General features: G+C 63.3%; 15 protein-coding genes and 1 other RNA gene. 4 read left to right on the top strand and 12 right to left on the bottom strand.

What is annotated here, in order from left to right:
* Window positions 1-53: 53 nt before the first annotated feature.
* Genes AC56QP_RS30595 through mraZ form a run of 4 tightly spaced genes read right to left on the bottom strand, consistent with a single transcriptional unit; the run spans window position 54 to window position 3,631 of the window.
* On the bottom strand, window positions 54-1,763 hold the full coding sequence (locus AC56QP_RS30595) for a peptidoglycan D,D-transpeptidase FtsI family protein (RefSeq protein WP_489862096.1): 1,710 nt from the start codon (window positions 1,761-1,763) through the stop codon (window positions 54-56).
* A complete protein-coding gene (gene ftsL, locus AC56QP_RS30590) occupies window positions 1,760-2,155 on the bottom strand; it encodes a cell division protein FtsL (RefSeq protein ID WP_091580313.1) in 396 nt (131 codons plus the stop codon). The genes AC56QP_RS30595 and ftsL overlap by 4 nt, the downstream gene beginning before the upstream one ends.
* Before the next feature lie 4 nt (window positions 2,156-2,159).
* A complete protein-coding gene (rsmH, locus tag AC56QP_RS30585) occupies window positions 2,160-3,176 on the bottom strand; it encodes a 16S rRNA (cytosine(1402)-N(4))-methyltransferase RsmH (RefSeq protein ID WP_489862097.1) in 1,017 nt (338 codons plus the stop codon).
* Window positions 3,173-3,631 (bottom strand): division/cell wall cluster transcriptional repressor MraZ, encoded by a 459-nt coding sequence (mraZ, locus tag AC56QP_RS30580; RefSeq protein WP_489863478.1) that lies wholly within the window; start codon window positions 3,629-3,631, stop codon window positions 3,173-3,175. The genes rsmH and mraZ overlap by 4 nt, the downstream gene beginning before the upstream one ends.
* 407 nt (window positions 3,632-4,038) lie before the next feature.
* On the opposite strand from mraZ, the gene AC56QP_RS30575 reads away from it, so the two are divergent.
* Window positions 4,039-5,154, top strand: coding sequence for a cystathionine gamma-lyase (locus AC56QP_RS30575; protein WP_489862098.1), 1,116 nt, complete (start codon window positions 4,039-4,041; stop codon window positions 5,152-5,154).
* 8 nt (window positions 5,155-5,162) lie between these two features.
* On the opposite strand, the gene AC56QP_RS30570 is transcribed toward AC56QP_RS30575, so the two are convergent.
* From AC56QP_RS30570 to AC56QP_RS30540, 7 genes are all read right to left on the bottom strand, one after another.
* On the bottom strand, window positions 5,163-5,465 hold the full coding sequence (locus tag AC56QP_RS30570) for a type II toxin-antitoxin system RelE/ParE family toxin (protein ID WP_489862099.1): 303 nt from the start codon (window positions 5,463-5,465) through the stop codon (window positions 5,163-5,165).
* The gene (locus AC56QP_RS30565) at window positions 5,462-5,737 is read right to left on the bottom strand and encodes a type II toxin-antitoxin system ParD family antitoxin (RefSeq protein ID WP_489862100.1); all 276 of its coding nucleotides are present in this window, start codon (window positions 5,735-5,737) and stop codon (window positions 5,462-5,464) included. Before AC56QP_RS30565 ends, AC56QP_RS30570 begins: the two co-directional genes overlap by 4 nt.
* A 173-nt stretch (window positions 5,738-5,910) precedes the next feature.
* Window positions 5,911-6,309, bottom strand: an RNA gene (gene rnpB / locus AC56QP_RS30560) — RNase P RNA component class A.
* A 133-nt stretch (window positions 6,310-6,442) separates the two neighbouring features.
* Window positions 6,443-7,105 (bottom strand): lytic transglycosylase domain-containing protein, encoded by a 663-nt coding sequence (locus tag AC56QP_RS30555; RefSeq protein ID WP_489863479.1) that lies wholly within the window; start codon window positions 7,103-7,105, stop codon window positions 6,443-6,445.
* 255 nt (window positions 7,106-7,360) lie between these two features.
* Window positions 7,361-8,116 carry an N-acetylmuramoyl-L-alanine amidase gene (locus AC56QP_RS30550; protein WP_489862101.1) on the bottom strand — a complete coding sequence of 252 codons (756 nt, stop codon included), beginning with the start codon at window positions 8,114-8,116 and terminating at the stop codon, window positions 7,361-7,363.
* Window positions 8,113-8,832 carry a J domain-containing protein gene (locus tag AC56QP_RS30545; RefSeq protein WP_091580597.1) on the bottom strand — a complete coding sequence of 240 codons (720 nt, stop codon included), beginning with the start codon at window positions 8,830-8,832 and terminating at the stop codon, window positions 8,113-8,115. The genes AC56QP_RS30550 and AC56QP_RS30545 overlap by 4 nt, the downstream gene beginning before the upstream one ends.
* A gap of 170 nt (window positions 8,833-9,002) precedes the next feature.
* Window positions 9,003-9,209, bottom strand: a complete 207-nt coding sequence (locus AC56QP_RS30540) for a hypothetical protein (RefSeq protein WP_256751097.1) — start codon at window positions 9,207-9,209, stop codon at window positions 9,003-9,005.
* Window positions 9,210-9,388: 179 nt separating this feature from the next.
* On the opposite strand from AC56QP_RS30540, the gene AC56QP_RS30535 reads away from it, so the two are divergent.
* The 3 genes from AC56QP_RS30535 to AC56QP_RS30525 are packed head-to-tail and all read left to right on the top strand — an operon-like array spanning window position 9,389 to window position 15,013.
* A complete protein-coding gene (locus tag AC56QP_RS30535; RefSeq protein ID WP_489862102.1) occupies window positions 9,389-13,021 on the top strand; it encodes a hydantoinase B/oxoprolinase family protein in 3,633 nt (1,210 codons plus the stop codon).
* 31 nt (window positions 13,022-13,052) lie between these two features.
* Window positions 13,053-14,351, top strand: a complete 1,299-nt coding sequence (locus AC56QP_RS30530; RefSeq protein WP_489862103.1) for a BtaA family protein — start codon at window positions 13,053-13,055, stop codon at window positions 14,349-14,351.
* On the top strand, window positions 14,348-15,013 hold the full coding sequence (locus AC56QP_RS30525) for a class I SAM-dependent methyltransferase (protein WP_489862104.1): 666 nt from the start codon (window positions 14,348-14,350) through the stop codon (window positions 15,011-15,013). Before AC56QP_RS30530 ends, AC56QP_RS30525 begins: the two co-directional genes overlap by 4 nt.
* A 4-nt stretch (window positions 15,014-15,017) precedes the next feature.
* Here AC56QP_RS30525 and AC56QP_RS30520 read toward each other — a convergent pair whose 3' ends face one another.
* Window positions 15,018-16,397, bottom strand: coding sequence for a serine hydrolase domain-containing protein (locus tag AC56QP_RS30520; RefSeq protein ID WP_489862105.1), 1,380 nt, complete (start codon window positions 16,395-16,397; stop codon window positions 15,018-15,020).
* Window positions 16,398-16,539: the final 142 nt, after the last annotated feature.

Genomic DNA, 16,539 nt, shown 5'->3' with positions numbered 1-16,539 from the left:
GAGTCCCGTTCACCACAACAAAATAGCGCGCAGTTGCCGGCGCGCCCCAAGAATCACTGATAGGAAACCAGCGTTGCACCATTTTCATGGCTGAAATCTGGCTTGACGCCAAGTATGGCCGCTGAGCGCCTGATGATATTGCCGGCTATAACCCCAGCATTCGCGGCCGCGACGTCTGTCATGCCAGGCTTTTCCGGGTGCGGGGCGTCGGCAATCGTGAACACCAGGTATTGCGGATCGTCCATCGGGAAGGCGGCGACGAAGGTATTGAAATTCAAGTCCTTCGAGTAGCGGCCATTGATGACCTTCTCGGCTGTTCCGGTCTTGCCGCCAACGCGGTAGCCGGGGACCCTGGCGTTTCTGGCCGAGCCCTTCTCGGCGTTGAGCGTATAAAGGTAGCGCATGCCTTCGACCGTCTTGTCGCTGACCACTTTCTTGGCCACCGCCATCGCATCCTGCTCGCTGCGGACCAGGAATGTCGGCTCGATCAGGTAGCCGCCATTCATCAGCGCCGCGCAGCCGACGGCCGCTTGCAGCGGCGTCGTCGACACACCATGACCGAAGGCGATGGTAAACGAATTGACCTGTTTCCAGACCTTCGGTTCAGTCGGGCGGGCGACTTCCGGCAGTTCGGTCTGCATCCTGTCCAAAATTCCAAGGCGATGCAGGAATTCGCGGTGCCCCTCGATGCCGACCAGCTCGGCCTCCCTGGCCGACCCGATGTTGGACGAATAGAGGAACACCTCCGGCAACGACAGCACGCGGTTCTTGCCGTGGAAATCGTGAATGGCCTGATGGCCGACCCGGATTGGATGCGAGGCGTCGAAGCGGCTCGCCATCGTCGCCTTGCCGGAATCGAGCGCCATGGCTGAGGTGAAGCTCTTGAAGGTCGAGCCCATCTCATAGAGGCCCGCCGACATCCGGTTCAGCCGGTCCTTTTCCTGTGCATTGTAGGGATTGTTCGGATCGAAATCCGGCACCGAGCCCATGGCCACCACTTCGCCGGTCTTGACGTTGAGCACAACGGCACCAGCACCGATGGCGCGATAGCGCTCCAGGCCGGCGGCGATCTCGTCGCGCACGATATGCTGGACGCGCAGATCGATCGACAGCTTCACCGGCTTCAAATCCTTCGCCACCGCCAGGCCCGACGCCTGCAGGTCGCTCAGGCCCTGCTCATCGATATACTTCTCCATGCCGGAGATGCCCTGGTTGTCGATGTTGGTGAGGCCGACAATGTAGGATGAGGTCTCGCCGCTCGGATAGAAACGGCGCTTTTCGGTGCGGAAGCCGAAGCCCGGAATGCCAAGCTGCATGATGTCGGCCTGCTGCTTGGGTGTCAGCTGCCGCTGCAGCCAGACGAAGCCGGCACCGCTCTTCAGCTTGTGGTAGGTCTGCTCGTAATCGATCTCGGGAAGTACCGTCGACAGCTTCTCGATCGCCTCGTCGGCGTCGACGATGCGGCGCGGTTCCGCAAACAGCGACGCCGTCTTGATGTCCGTCGCCAGCACCTCGCCATTGCGGTCGACAATGTCGGGCCGCGATGCCGTCACCCTGCTCTGCGGGCCGCCCGACATGTCGGGGGTCTGGAAGCCGAGATAGACCAGCCGCCCGGAAATGATCGAGAAGATGCCGAAGAACACCGCCATCGTCATCATGATGCGCGTCCTGCCCTTGCCGCCGGTCGCCTTGCGGGCGCCCTCGACCACGATCGATCCGGCTTCACCCGTGCTCGCGCGGCGTTTCAGCAGTTTGCCGATCATTGGGCGATGCCTCCGGTAACCACTGGATCCTTGTCGCCCGAGGGCGCCTTGTCGGAATTGTCGGCCATGCCGTCCTGGCGTCCTTTCAGGATGTCCTGAATGTCCAGGGCTTTGGCCGGCAGATCACCGATACCGACGATCTGGCGGGCGCTGACTGGCTCGAGCTCGAGCTGCGACTTGTAGAGTTCGGCCAGCTTCTGCAGCCGTGACGGCTGGGTGAGCAGGCTCCAGTCGGCCTTGAGCAGGTCGATCGTGTCCTCCTCATAGCGGATCTGGGCGTGGATCTTCTGCACCGCCGCCAGCTGTTCCTCGGCCTCGCGCTTGGTCTTGTAGGTCAGGGCCGCCGCCGAAACCATGACGGCGATCAGGACAATGTCGCTGGTACGAAACACGTGCTCACCTCTCTCCCGGCCGGTCGATGCCAGGAAGCTTTGGAAGGCCGAAGATCGAAAAGTCGCTGCTGCGCGCCGGCGCCTCGGTGCGGATCGCCGCGCGTAGCCTGGCCGAACGGGCGCGCGGATTGGCCGCGACCTCGGCGTCGCCGGCGGTCACGCCACCACCCGCCTTGCGGAAGGTCGCGATGCGCGCATGAGCCTCGGGCAGGTGACGCGAGCCGGTCGCGACGTCGGCGCGATCGGCGATGAAGCGCTTGACGATGCGGTCTTCCAGCGAATGGAACGTCACCACGGCGAGCCGCCCGCCCGGCTTCAATACGCGTTCGGCGGCGAACAAGGCCTTGGCCAGTTCGCCGAGCTCGTCATTGACGAAGATGCGCAGCGCCTGGAAGACGCGCGTGGCCGGATGGATCTTGTCCTTCGGCGCGCGGCCGACATGCGTCTCGATCGCATCGGCGAGTTCCAGCGTGCGTTCGAACGGACGCTTTTCGCGGCGTGCCTCGATCATGCGGGCAATGCGCCCGGCATGACGCTCCTCGCCGAGGAAGCCGAAGATGCGGGCAAGGTCGCCCGGCTTGAAGCTGTTGACGACGTCGGCGGCGCTGAGGCCCGCTTGCGCCATGCGCATGTCGAGCGGTCCATCGGCGCGGAACGAAAACCCGCGCTCGGCCTGGTCGAGCTGCATCGAGGACACACCGATGTCGAGCACGACGCCGTCGGCGCTCTCGACATGCTCGTCCAGCGTCGAGAACGGCGCCTGCACCAGCCTCAGCCTGCCGCCTGATTGCGCCTCGAGATCGCGCCCGGCGGCGATGGCGTCGGGGTCGCGGTCGATGGCCACCACGGAAGCCCCGGTGGCCAGAATGGCCCTGGTGTAGCCGCCGGCGCCGAACGTGCCGTCGATGATGATGTCGCCCTCCGCCGGCGCCAGTGCCTCGAGCACTTCGCCAAGGAGGACCGGAATGTGGCGGGCCGATCCGCCAACGGCGTGAAGGTCATCGCCGTGGCCCACCGTCATTCCAGTCGCTCCCCAGGCTTCGTCCCCTGCCGAAGCTGCAAAAGCCGGGCCCGCGCCTGCGCGCCATAGGCAGCAAGCCGTCCCGGCTCCCAGATCTGAAAGAAATTGCCGCGTCCGACAAAGGCCACTTCCGACGAAATGCCGGTGTGCTCGCGAATGAAATCGCTCATCGTGATGCGGCCGTCCTGATCGAGCTTCAGGAAGGTGCCGTCGCCATGGCAAAAGAACGACATGTCGTCCGCCGTCTGCAAGAAGGGATCCTCGAGCGCGATACGCTGCTCGTAGCGGTCGAGCAGGTCCAGCCCACCGACATCCATCGCCGGCAGGTCCAGGCAGCGCAGCGCGTAGAGCTCCGAATAGCCGCGCTTCTGCACGACGGCGCGGAAATGCGCCGGAACGGACACCCGTCCCTTCGCATCGATCCTGCTCACCGTGTTTGACAGAAACCGGTCCATCACGCGTTACAGCCGCTTGCGCCGCCGCACCCCTCTTCATCTTGTCAAACGCACCGCCGCAGCGCGTTCCCTGCCCCGTACCAGCCTCGTCCGCATGGGCAAAACCCGGCAAGCGCGCAGCCGCCGCGGCTGCCCGATTGGCGTACGCTTTACCCCGACGCGGAACGAAGGCTTTGATGTCGAAATGGGATATCATGGGGCACTATGGGCGTCAACGGGAATAGGCTTCACAAGCATGCGCACCGCGACCAATGAAAGCAGCCTTGACGGCACATCTCGTCTTTATGGATCATTAAGCCTAACGAAGCGTTTAGAGCCCTCTGGCCCAAAAGACGTGGCTTGCCGCCGATCACCCGCGCGCATAGCGTCGAGCGAGATCTTCCGCCCAGATAACAAGGATCGAGTTCATGTCCGAGACGGCAAAGTCACGCGCCGCCGAACTGTCCCATTTGCGCAGCCGCGATTCTGCCAACGGCGATCCGATCCCCTTGCCGTTGACCATGGCTTCGATCTTTCACACGCCGGGCGCCGAGACCGGGGTCGATCAATATGGCCGCTACGACAATCCAACCTGGCGCGCCGTGGAACATGTGCTCGGCCATTTGGAAGACGCCAAATGCGTGAGTTTTCCTTCTGGAATGGGCGCGATTTCGTCGGTGTTTTTCGCGCTGCTGAAATCGGGCGATCGCGTGCTCCTGCCGGCGGACGGCTATCATGCCACGCGCGCCATGGCCGAACGCTTCCTGAAGCCGCTCGGCGTCACCTGCGACACCAGGCCGACGCCGACCTTCCTTGACGGCGGCTTCGAAGGCTACTCGCTGGTCTTCGTGGAAACCCCATCCAACCCGCGTTTGGACATCTGCGACATCTCGGCCGTCGCCAAGGCTGTCCGCGAACAGGGCGGGATCCTTGTCGTCGACAACACGACGATGACGCCATTCGGCCAGCGTCCGCTCGACTTCGGCGCCGATCTCGTCGTCTCCGCCGACACCAAGGCGGTCAACGGCCACTCGGACGTGCTGTTCGGCCACGTCGCCAGCCGCAACGCCGACATCGTCACCAAAGTGACGGACTGGCGCGCAATGGCCGGCGGCATTCCCGGGCCGTTTGAAGCCTGGCTGGTGCATCGCGGCCTCGAAACACTGGAGGTGCGCTTCGACCGCATGTGCTCGTCGGCGGAAGTGATCGCACGGCGGCTGAAAGGCCACCCGGCGATCAGCGGACTTCGTTTTCCGGGCCTCGAAAGCGATCCGTCGCACAACCTTGCCCGCGCCCAGATGGAGCGCTTCGGCTTCCTGATCTCTTTCGAACTCGCCTCGGAAGCCAAGGCCGAGGATTTCATCAACAATTGCCAACTGATCGAGGCCGCGACGTCCTTCGGCGGCGTCCACACCTCCGCCGAACGGCGCTTGAAGCGAGGCGATGCGGTGCCCGCCGGTTTCGTCCGCCTGTCGGTCGGCTGCGAGCCTGTGGAAGAACTCTGGAAGGCGATCGAGGCATCGCTGGATAAAATCAGCGACTGAGAAATGGGCTACGGGCCAAGATCGTCGGCTTCGATGTTGCGCTTGCCATGCAGCACGCGGATGACTTCGATCGCGCCACTACCGACACGATACAAGGTGAGGTAGTCGCCGACGACCAGATGACGAATGCCGGGCCCGATATCGTCGCGCGGCGCGCCTGAGAGAGGATAGATTGCCAGTTGCTGCCACCGTGCCTCGATGCGGTCGAGCAACCGGTCAGCTGCAGCCTCGCTGTCGCGCGCGACATGGAGCCAGATCGCGATCAGATCGTCTTCAGTGCGCGTGTTCCGAACGATGGGCAGCAAATTCATGCCGCGTCGTCAGATCGCAAACGTCTCCGTGCCTCGGCCTTGATTTCATCCATCGACGCAAATCGTCCGGGCCCGCTGTCGATTCCCTCCCGCACCAGCTTTCGCAGTTCCTCGACGGTGTAGCCATGCAGATCGCGCCGGTCCTTCCATTGCCTGAGCGCATCGCGGATCACTTCGCTCGCCGAGGCATATTCGCCGGCGGCGACCACATCGTCCACCGCCGCCGCCAGTTCCGGCGACAGCGTGATGCTGCGTTTGTCGACCTGTCCCATGATAGGCTCCTGATGGCATTCGCTAATCGATGGTACGATTTAATCGCACCAGGTTCAAGCAACGACCAGTGCTACATCGCCTAGACAAACAGCTGACAGCTTGAATCAACAGGCCCGCCCGAAAGCGCAACCTGCTGATCTCAAAAGATTTCTCTTCGATATCGTGGGAGAAAATTGCCAGCTGGCCTGTAAGCCGGGTTCTGTATGGCCCTCGCCCCTTGCGGCGCGAGAACGTGGCGGCCATTCATCTTGGGCGCATGTTGCCATGCGCCTCACGCAACCTACCCGGACGGTGAGCCGGAAACAGCCCTCGAGGGTTTCCCCTCGCACCGCCCCTATTCGGTCTTGCTCCCGGTGGGGTTTACCGTGCCGCTCCTGTTGCCAGTCGCGCGGTGGGCTCTTACCCCACCCTTTCACCCTTGCCACGGTAAACCGTGGCGGTTTGCTTTCTGTGGCACTTTCCCTGGGGTCGCCCCCGCCGGCCATTAACCGGCACCGTGTTTCCATGGAGCCCGGACTTTCCTCACCCACAGCCTTTCGGCATTTGTGGGTGCGGCCGCCCGGCCAGCTGGCAAGGCGTATAAAGGGGTTCACGTCCGAAAACGCAAACGAAAAAGCCGGCATAGCTCAAAGAGTTAGAGCGTACTTTGTGCGGTCGAATGACCACACGTCGCTCTAAGCGGCCGGCTCCCCACAGCCAAATGGCTACAGCGCCGCCATCTGCACCTTGACCTTGCTGCAATAGGCGGCCGACACCGGGTTCATCCGTGTCGCGGCATGGCCGGCATTGTATTTCAGGATCGTGCCGCAGGTGGTGCCACCGCCGAGATCCTGCGCCATGGCGAGATACTTCATCCCGTATTTGATGTTGGTATCCGGATCGAAGAGCCCCTTGGCCGAACCGTTGTAGCCCATCATCCGTGCCGTCGCCGGCTTGATCTGCATCAGGCCGATCTCGCCGGCGCTGCCGACCATGTTCGGCCGGTAGTTGCTCTCGATCCTGATGACTGCCTGCGCGAGCGAAACCGGTACGCCGTAGCTCGCGGCATAGCGTGCGACGATCGCGGAATACTGACCACTGCTGGCCACCGCGGCTGTCGACGCCGCCGCGTTCCTGAGACCAATCGATGCCGTTGTCGTCATGTCGATGGTCTTGCGGCCGCGCTTCGTCGGCCTTTTGGCGGTGGATTTCTTTTTCCAGCTTACCTTTTCCGCTTTGGCGGAAATCCGCTTCGCGCCGTGGCTTGCCTGCGTCTTGCCGCCTTTGGCCAACGTGGCCTTGCCGCTTTTTGCGGATACCGCGATGAAACCTTGATCGCCCCGCTGGCTGAGTGGCGCGGCATTCGCGGCGCTGAACGCAAAAGTCATTACGCCGGCAGCAAGAGCTGCCGTTACAACGGTCAATTTCTGCATGTGATCCTGTTCTGTCTGAACCGCGCGAAGATATTCACGCAGCAACGCTCAATTAATATCGGAACATCCGGGGGGCTGGGGGTCCGATATCTGCACGTCAGCCGTTTGACGCTCGATTTGGTGTCAAACAAGGCCGGGCAAGTCACTTTGCGTGACACGTTGTAACCTAAGGATTGGAAAAGGATTACTTGGCCAAGACCTTCCTCCGGGTCAGGGTCTCACGGAAGCCAGCAGTCTTTGCAGCGTCCGCAGCGTCGAGCCATCCGCAACGCCATCCACTTTGCGCGGCCGGAAATGCCGCTGAAACGCCTCGACGACGATCTCCGTGCGCTGGTCGAAAATGCCCGATATTTCGACACCATAACCATAGAGTGCCAACATCGACTGCAGCGCCTCGACCTCGGCGCCCACGGCGCCGATCTTGAGCGCGGCCCCTCGCCTGACCGGGGCCGCCGGCACAAGATGGCCGACACCGGCTTCGAACAGGGCTTTCCACGGAAACTTCTCGCCCGGATCGATCTTGCGCCCCGGCGCCACGTCGGAATGCGCCAGCACCCGCTCGGCAACGATCGAATGCCGCCTGGCGATCCCCTTGCACAGGCCAATCACGGCGTCGATCTGTCGCCCGGGGAAATCGCGATAGCCGAGCGAATGTCCCGGATTGACGATCTCGATGCCCACCGAACAGGAATTGATGTCGGTGCGTCCGAACCACGAGCCCTTGCCGGCATGCCAGGCGCGGTCGCTTTCCCTGACCATCTGCACGATGTGGCCATTCTCATGGACGAGATAGTGCGACGAGACTTCGCTGGCCGGATCACACAGCCACGCTTCAGCCCCGGCGCCTGTCGCCATGCCGGTGTAATGCAGCACGATCATGTCGGGTCTGAGCATGTCGCGCCTTGGCCCGAAATTCGGCGACACCCTGACCTCGGCACGCGGCTCGTCGGGCAGGAAGCCGCTCATGCGTGCCGCAGGCCCCGCTCGATCATCTCATAGGCGGCGTTGATCGCCGCGACCCTGGTCGTTGCGATCTTGATGAACTCCTGCGGCAGGCCGCGCGCGATCAGCCGGTCGGGATGGTTGTCGGAAACCAGCTTGCGATACCGCTTCCTGACTTCCTCGAACGGCTTGCCGCGCTCGATGCCGAGCACGATATAGGGATCCCCGGCGCCGAGATTGACGTGCCGCGCCATGATGCTTTCGTAATGCGCCTCGTCGATGCGGAAAATCTCGGCAATACGGTGCAGGAAAACGCCTTCACGCTCATGCACCAGCCCGTCGGCCTTGGCGATATGGAACAGGCCGTCGAGTATGTCCTCCAGCATCACGCAGTTCGAATGGCCCGAGCCGCAAAGCTGCGCCATCCGCTCGGCATAGGTCTCGAAACCGGCCACGTCGCGCTGGGCGAGATCGAACAGCCGCGCCACGTTGCGCGCTTCTTTCTGCGGCACTTCGAATATTTCCTGGAAGGCACGCACCTCATCCTGGGTGACGATGCCGTCGGCCTTGGCCATCTTGGCCGAAAGCGCGATCATTGCCACCGAGAAGGCGACGCGGCGACGCAGGTCGGCATCGCCGGAGAAAACCGTGCGCACGGCCTCGACCACGTCGGCGACACCCGACGTGGCTGAAGACGAAACCCGCGTGATGAAGTCGCCGAGGCGATCCCAAATCGACATGGCCCGCTTCATAGAGCCAACCGGTCCCCGCTATCAAGCCAATAACGGCCGGTGTCGGGGTTGTGAAGGCCCCCCGCAAAGAGGACCCCCAGCAAAGAAAAGGCCGGCGCGAGGCCGGCCTTCTCTCCCAAGACACACTTACTGATACACACTACTGCTACTGGGACTAACTACTGCGCGGGGGCAGGAGCAGGCGTTGCCGGAGCCGGCTCGGCGGGCTTGGTGGAATTGTCGGCCGGAGCAGCAGGCTTCATCGGCTGTTCGGCGGCCGGCGGGTTGGTGCTCTGGGTGGTGGTGTTATCTTTGCCGCTGTCGCTGCAGGCTGCGACGCCAAGCAAGGCAAGAGCCGAAACTGAAGCAAGAATAAGTTTCTTCATGATATCTCTCCTTCTAGTAACGCCCCCGTTGCCGGTAGGCGGTCGAAGAGAAAATGCATCAGATGGATATGGGTTTCGTAACGTTGCGTGTCCGCATGTAACATCATGCGCATGGCCGTTGCAGGTTAAGCCATTGCGAACTAACAGATTGCATCGACAAGAATGCCGGAGCATGCCGCATGACCGCGAAGTGGGATTTCTGGATCGACCGCGGCGGCACCTTCACCGATGTCATCGGTCGTGACCCGCAAGGCGGTCTGCATCCGCGCAAGCTTCTGTCAGAAAATCCCGAAGCCTACGCCGATGCCGCCATCCAGGGCATTCGCGACCTTCTCGGCCTGCGCTCTGGCGCAGCGATCCCGCCCGGCTTGATCGGCGACATCAAGATGGGCACCACGGTGGCCACCAACGCATTGCTGGAGCGCAAGGGCGACCGCGTCCTGTTGCTTATCACCAAGGGGTTTCGCGATGCGCTCAGGATTGCCTACCAGGCACGGCCCGACATCTTCGCCAAGGAGATCATCCTTCCCGAGCAGCTCTACGAGCGCGTCATCGAGGTTGACGAGCGCGTGCTCGCCGACGGCTGCGTCGAACGATTGCTCGACGTCGCAGCCTGCCGGCCGGCGATCGAGCAGGCGAAAGCCGATGGCATCGACGCCGTCGCCATCGTCTTCATGCATGCCTGGAAATATCCCGATCACGAGAAGGCGGTGGCAAAAATCTGCCGCAAGCTTGGCTTCGGCCAGGTTTCGGTCAGCCACGAGGTGTCGCCGCTGATCAAGCTGGTGGGGCGCGGCGACACCACGGTGGTCGACGCCTATCTGTCGCCGATCCTGTCGCGCTATGTGCAAAGGGTGGCGGGGGAGCTGGGCGTCACGGCGGGAAAGAGCGACCAATCCCCGCACCTCATGTTCATGATGTCGTCTGGCGGCCTCACCGCCGCCGACATGTTCCAGGGCAAGGATGCGCTGCTGTCCGGGCCGGCCGGCGGCGTTGTCGGCATGGTCGAGACGGCGAAGCTCACCGGCTTCGAGAAGGTCATCGGCTTCGACATGGGCGGCACGTCCACCGATGTCGCCCACTATGATGGCGAGTATGAGCGCGCCTTCGATACCGAAGTCGCCGGCGTGCGCGTTCGGGCCCCGATGATGCGCATCCATACCGTCGCCGCCGGCGGCGGCTCGATCCTGCACTATGAGGCAGGCCGCTTCCGTGCCGGGCCGGACTCCGCCGGCGCCAATCCAGGCCCGGCCGCTTACCGGCGCGGCGGCCCCCTGGCCGTCACCGACGCCAACGTCATGCTGGGCAAGCTGCAGCCGGAATTCTTCCCCGCGATCTTCGGCCCCGGCCAGGACGAGCCGCTCGATGTCGGGATCGTGCGCGAGAAATTCGCGGCGCTCGCCGCCGAGATCGGCGATGGCCGGCCGCCGGAAGCAGTTGCCGAAGGCTTCATCACCATCGCCGTCGAGAACATGGCCAACGCCATCAAGAAGATTTCCGTGCAGCGTGGCTACGACGTCACCGAATATCTCCTGAACTGCTTTGGTGGCGCCGGCGGCCAGCACGCCTGCCTGGTCGCTGACGCACTCGGCATGGAGGCGGTGCTGATCCACCCGTTCTCCGGTCTGCTTTCAGCCTACGGCATCGGTTTGGCCTCGGTCTTTGCCTCACGCCAGCAGGCACTGCTCAAGCCTCTTGCCGAAGAGTCGAGAACCGAGATCGCCACCCTCATTGCCACCTTGAGAAAAGCCGTCATCGCCGAGCTCGCGGCGCAAGGCATCGCCGAGGATGCCGTCGCCGCGAAGCCGGTGCTGCACATCCGCTATGACGGCACTGACACGACACTGCCGGTGAATTTCGAGGAGGACTCGATTTTCCAGGCCAAGCGCGATTTCGAAATCGCCCACAAGGCGCAGTTCGGTTTCGTCTATGACGACAAGCCGATGATCGTCGAGACAGTCGGCGTCGAAGGCACCGACACCGGCGGTGCTCGCCGCGACGAAAATGATTCAGAAACCGAAGATCTCACCTTAAGCCCTTCGCAGACCCGCGAAATCTTCACCGAAGGGGCGTGGCGTGCTTCCGGCGTCTTCCTTCGCGACGCGTTGAAGCCGGGCAACAGCATTGCCGGTCCCGCTTTGATTATCGAGCCAAACCAGACCGTTGTCGTCGAGCCCGGCTGGCAGGCCCAGATCACCGCCAGGAACCATGTGCTCTTGCGCCGCGTCGAGAAAAAGCGCCGGCAGGCGGCGCTCGGCACCGAAGCCGATCCGGTCATGCTGGAAGTCTTCAACAACCTCTTCATGTCGATCGCCGAGCAGATGGGCGTGACCTTGCAGAACACCGCCTATTCCGTCAACATCAAGGAAAGGCTGGATTTTTCCTGTGCCGTCTTCGACCACAGCGGCGCCCTGGTCGCCAATGCGCCGCACATGCCGGTGCATCTGGGCTCCATGGATCGTTCGGTCGAAACCATCATCCGGCTCAATTCCGGCGACATCCACCCCGGCGACGTCTTTGCCCTCAATGCACCCTACAATGGCGGCACGCATCTGCCCGATATCACCGTGGTGACGCCGGTCTTCGACGACATCAAGCAGAACATCCTCTTCTGGGCGGCCTCGCGCGGCCACCACGCCGACATTGGCGGCACGGCGCCCGGCTCGATGACGCCGCTCGCCACCACGGTCGACGAGGAAGGCGTGCTGTTCGACAATTTCCGCATCGTCGATTGTGGAAAATTCCGCGAGAAGGAACTGCATACGCTGCTCACCGACCACCGCTACCCGGCCCGCAACCCGCACCAGAACATCGCCGACCTCAAGGCGCAGATCGCCGCCAACGAGAAGGGTGTCGCCGAACTGCGCAAGATGGTCGCGCATTTCGGCCTCGATGTCGTCGTGGCCTATATGGGTCATGTCCAGGACAATGCCGCCGAAAGCGTGCGCCGCGTGCTGGAACGGCTGCCGGATTCCTCGCAATATGAGTACCCGACCGACACCGGCCAGGTCATCAAGGTGAAGATCACGGTCGACCGGCAAAAGCGCGAGGCGACCGTCGACTTCACCGGCACATCGCCGGTGATGAAGAACAATTTCAACGCGCCCGAACCGGTCGCGCGCGCCGCGGTGCTCTATGCCTTCCGCGTCATGGTCGAGGACATGATCCCGATGAATGCCGGCTGTCTGCGGCCCATCAACATCATCATCCCCGACGGCTGCATGCTCAAACCGTCCTATCCGGCGGCAGTCGTCGCCGGCAATGTCGAGACCTCGCAGCATGTCACCAACGCGCTGTTCGGCGCCATGGGCGCCATGGCCAATGCGCAGGGAACGATGAACAACCTCACCTTCGGCAACAAGCAGTACCAGTACTACGAAACGATCTGCTCCGGCTCACCGGCCGGGCACATGAACTCCGGACGCGGCTTTGCCGGCACCTCCGGCGTCCACACCCACATGACCAATTCGCGCCTCACCGACCCGGAAGTGCTGGAACTGCGCTTTCCCGTGCTGCTCGAGGATTTCCACATCCGCGAAGGCTCCGGCGGCAAAGGCCGATGGAATGCCGGCGACGGCACCAAACGCACCATCCGCTTCCTCGAAAAGATGGAGTGCGCGATCCTGTCCTCGCATCGCAATCGGCCTCCGCAAGGCCTGGACGGCGGCGGCGACGGCGAGGTCGGCTCGACCAAGATCCGTCGCAAGAACGGCACGATCGAAATGCTGAAAGCCTGCGACCAGACCGTGCTTCAGGCGGGCGACGCCGTCATTCTGACGACGCCGACGCCGGGCGGATTCGGCAAGGCCTGAACTGACGTCAACAGGCTGTCACCGGCCTGTCATGACCCTGCGCTACCCGCTTGCGGCAAAGCAAATGGGGAATCAGCTTGCCATGACGGACGTTTCCGCAGATCTGGTTTTTCGCCGCGGCAAGGAAGTTGGAAAAGCCGTCTACCAGAACCGCCCGCTGTCGAAAGCCGGCATTTCGGAACGGCTGTTCGCCTTCCTGTTTTCCGGCCTCGTCTATCCGCAGATCTGGGAAGACCCCGATGTCGACATGGAGGCCATGCAGCTTGGCCAGGGCCACCGTGTCGTCACCATCGCCTCGGGCGGCTGCAACATCCTGGCCTACCTCACCCGCTCGCCGGCACGGGTCGACGCGGTCGACCTCAACGCCGCGCACATCGCGCTGAACCGCATGAAGCTGGAGGCGGTGCGCCATTTGCCGTCGCAGGGCGACCTGTTCCGCTTCTTCGGTGCCGCAGACACCAGCCACAATTCGCAAGCCTACGACCGGTTCATCGCACCGCGTCTCGATCCGGTCAGCCGTCACTATTGGGAGCGCCGCAACTGGCGCGGCCGCCGGCGCATCGCCGTCTTTGACAGCAATTTCTACCAGACCGGCCTGCTCGGCCTGTTCATCGCCATGGGCCATCGCACGGCAAAATTCTTCGGCGTCGACCCAGCCGGCATCATGCAGGCCCGCAACATCGGCGAGCAGCGTCGCTTCTTCAACGAGGAGCTGGCGCCCGTGTTCGACAAACCGCTGCTGAAATGGGCAACCTCGCGCAAGGCTTCGCTGTTCGGCCTCGGCATTCCACCAGCGCAGTACGATTCGCTGATCACCTCGGGTGACGGCACCATGGCCAGCGTACTGAAAGCCCGACTGGAAAAGCTCGCCTGCGATTTCCCATTGCAGAGCAACTACTTCGCCTGGCAGGCCTTCGCCCGCCGCTATCCCGAACCCGGCGAGGCCGCCCTGCCCGCCTATCTGGAAAAGCGGAATTACGACACCATCCGCGGCAACATCGACCGCGTCGCCATCCACCACGCCAATCTGATCGAGTTCCTCGCCGGCAAGGATGCCGGCTCGGTCGACCGTTTCGTCCTGCTCGACGCGCAGGACTGGATGACCGACGAGCAGCTCAATGCGCTGTGGGCGGAAATCACCCGCACCGCTTCCACCGGTGCTCGCGTCATCTTCCGCACCGCTGCCGAACCCAGCCTGTTGCCCGGCCGCGTCTCCACCTCGCTGCTCGACCAGTGGGACTACCAGAACGAGGCCTCGCGCGAATTCTCGGCCCGTGACCGTTCGGCCATCTATGGCGGCTTCCACCTCTATGTGAAGCGCGCCGCATGAGCACGACGGAGCTGCCGGCCAGCCATGCCGAACTGATGGACGGCGTCTACCGCTGGCAGCGCCACATCTACGACCTGACCCGCAAATATTATCTGCTCGGCCGCGACCGGCTGATCGACGGGCTGGATGTTCCGGCTGGCGGCACCGTGCTGGAACTCGGCTGCGGCACCGGCCGCAACATCGTCCTCGCCGCCCGCCGCTACCCAGACGCCCGCTTCTTCGGTCTCGATATTTCAGCCGAAATGCTGGAGACGGCCAGCACTGCGATTGCCCGCGAAGGCTTGGTCGATCGTATCACGCTCGCCCAGGGCGACGCCACGGCATTCGATGCCAAGGCACTGTTCGGACGCGTTGGCTTCGATCGCATCTTCGTGTCCTATTCGCTGTCGATGATCCCTGGCTGGGAGAAGACGGTGTCCGCGGCACTTGCCGCCCTCTCCCCCAACGGTTCGCTGCATGTCGTCGACTTCGGCCAGCAGGAGGGCCTGCCGCGCTGGTTCCGGACCCTGCTGCGCGGCTGGCTCAGGAAATTCCACGTCGCACCACGCTCGACCCTGCGCGAGGTTCTGGAATCGGAATCTCGGCGAACCGGCGCAAGCTTCCGGTTCCGCACGCTTTATCGCGGTTATGCCTGGCTCGGCGTGATAGGGTTGCCCCGGTAGGCTGCTAATGCAGCGCCTTCACCAGCGCCCCCACCATCGTCTGCGGGCGGTAGCCGAGGTTGGCCGGCGTCAGTCCGAGCCGCACCACCACTAGCTGCTCCGAAGGAATGATGGTGACCGTTTGCCCGTCATGCCCTTCCATCCAGTAGGTGTCCTTGGGCAGGCCGGCCGCGACACCGGCGCCCGGGCTATCCTCGTCGCCCGGTGCCTCGATCCACAGCTGACCCTTGCCGTAGACCTTCGAGGCGGGCGCCGGCTCCCGCATCCAGTCGACGAAGCCGGCCGGCAGCACCTGGTTGCCGTTCCACACGCCTCCTTGCAACAGGAACTGGCCGAAGCGCGCCCAGTCATGCGCCGTGGCGTAGAGATAGGACGAGCCGACGAAGGTGCCTTGCTCGTCGGTCTCGAGCACCGCGCTGTGCATGCCGAGCGGCTCGAACAGCGCCGTGCGCGGCCACGTCAGCGCCTTGGCCTTGTCCCCGATCGCGCCTTGCCAGAGGCGCGACAGCATCACCGCCGTGCCGCTCGAATAGGAAAACACCTTGCCGACCTCGGCCACCAGCGGCTTGGCTTCGGCAAAGCCCGCCATATCGGGTTCCAGGTAGAGCATGCGCGTGACATCCGCGACGTCGCCATAATCCTCGTTGAACTCCAGCCCGCTTGACATCGCCATCATGTCGGCAAGGGTGATCGCGGCACGGCCGTCGGCCTTCCACGGCGCGAACAGCCCCTTGTCAGTGACAGCCATCTTGCCATCCTTGACCAGCGTGCCGATGAGCGCGGCGTTCACAGTCTTGGTCATCGACCAGCCGAGCAGCGGCGTCTTTTCCGAGAAGCCGGCGCCGTAGCGCTCGGCGACGACGCGGCCGTTCTTGACCACCACCACCGCGCGCATGCCGGTGCCGGTCAGCGCCGCATCGTCGAGCAGCTTTGCAATCACCGGGTCCTGCGATGCATCGACCCGCTCGCCTTCCGGCCACAGCGCATCCTGACTGGTCGCCGACGGCTCGCCATGGATCACCGTGTGCCGCGCCTTGCCGACATCGCCATCGGGAACCGAGGCGCAGCCCAGCCCGTCGCGGGCGACGGCGATGCTCTTGCCGAGGAAACCAAGCAGCCCCGCCGAGACCGTGCCCCGGTTCTTGTCCACCGAAACCTGCATCAGCCGCAGCAAAGGATGGCCGGGCGCCTGCACGTCGACGGCAAGCACCTCTTTGGGGTCGCGGCCGGCGATGAAGACATTGGAGCACACGATCTTGGCCGAATAGCCCGCGCCGACGCGGATCAATTCGGGCGGCGCGATGTAAAGCCAGGCAAACAAGGCGGCGACCGCCAGCACGATCAGGCCGAGAAGCCATTTGATGAGCTTGACGACGATCCGCATTTATTTCCCCCCAGGCTCTCGCCTGAGCCTTATGTCATCGATTTGCCGCCATTGCTTCCGCAAATCGTGGTGCTTGTCGAGCGCCGTCAACTGATTATCAACCATGATCGGCGATCACAGGATGCATGTCGCCCAAAAGTGC

This window comes from Mesorhizobium sp. RCAM 05104, assembly GCF_059683645.1.
Note: the sequence above shows the minus strand (reverse complement) of the source record. Positions and strands in the feature narration are given on the sequence as shown.

Bases quoted from the DNA above. Each gene is read 5' to 3' on its own strand.
- AC56QP_RS30595 (WP_489862096.1), bottom strand. From the start codon at position 1,763: ATGATCGGCAAACTGCTGAAACGCCGCGCGAGCACGGGTGAAGCCGGA.
- rsmH (WP_489862097.1), bottom strand. From the start codon at position 3,176: ATGACGGTGGGCCACGGCGATGACCTTCACGCCGTTGGCGGATCGGCC.
- mraZ (WP_489863478.1), bottom strand. From the start codon at position 3,631: ATGGACCGGTTTCTGTCAAACACGGTGAGCAGGATCGATGCGAAGGGA.
- AC56QP_RS30575 (WP_489862098.1), top strand. From the start codon at position 4,039: ATGTCCGAGACGGCAAAGTCACGCGCCGCCGAACTGTCCCATTTGCGC.
- AC56QP_RS30570 (WP_489862099.1), bottom strand. From the start codon at position 5,465: ATGAATTTGCTGCCCATCGTTCGGAACACGCGCACTGAAGACGATCTG.
- AC56QP_RS30565 (WP_489862100.1), bottom strand. From the start codon at position 5,737: ATGGGACAGGTCGACAAACGCAGCATCACGCTGTCGCCGGAACTGGCG.
- AC56QP_RS30555 (WP_489863479.1), bottom strand. From the start codon at position 7,105: ATGACTTTTGCGTTCAGCGCCGCGAATGCCGCGCCACTCAGCCAGCGG.
- AC56QP_RS30550 (WP_489862101.1), bottom strand. From the start codon at position 8,116: ATGAGCGGCTTCCTGCCCGACGAGCCGCGTGCCGAGGTCAGGGTGTCG.
- AC56QP_RS30545 (WP_091580597.1), bottom strand. From the start codon at position 8,832: ATGTCGATTTGGGATCGCCTCGGCGACTTCATCACGCGGGTTTCGTCT.
- AC56QP_RS30540 (WP_256751097.1), bottom strand. From the start codon at position 9,209: ATGAAGAAACTTATTCTTGCTTCAGTTTCGGCTCTTGCCTTGCTTGGC.
- AC56QP_RS30535 (WP_489862102.1), top strand. From the start codon at position 9,389: ATGACCGCGAAGTGGGATTTCTGGATCGACCGCGGCGGCACCTTCACC.
- AC56QP_RS30530 (WP_489862103.1), top strand. From the start codon at position 13,053: ATGACCCTGCGCTACCCGCTTGCGGCAAAGCAAATGGGGAATCAGCTT.
- AC56QP_RS30525 (WP_489862104.1), top strand. From the start codon at position 14,348: ATGAGCACGACGGAGCTGCCGGCCAGCCATGCCGAACTGATGGACGGC.
- AC56QP_RS30520 (WP_489862105.1), bottom strand. From the start codon at position 16,397: ATGCGGATCGTCGTCAAGCTCATCAAATGGCTTCTCGGCCTGATCGTG.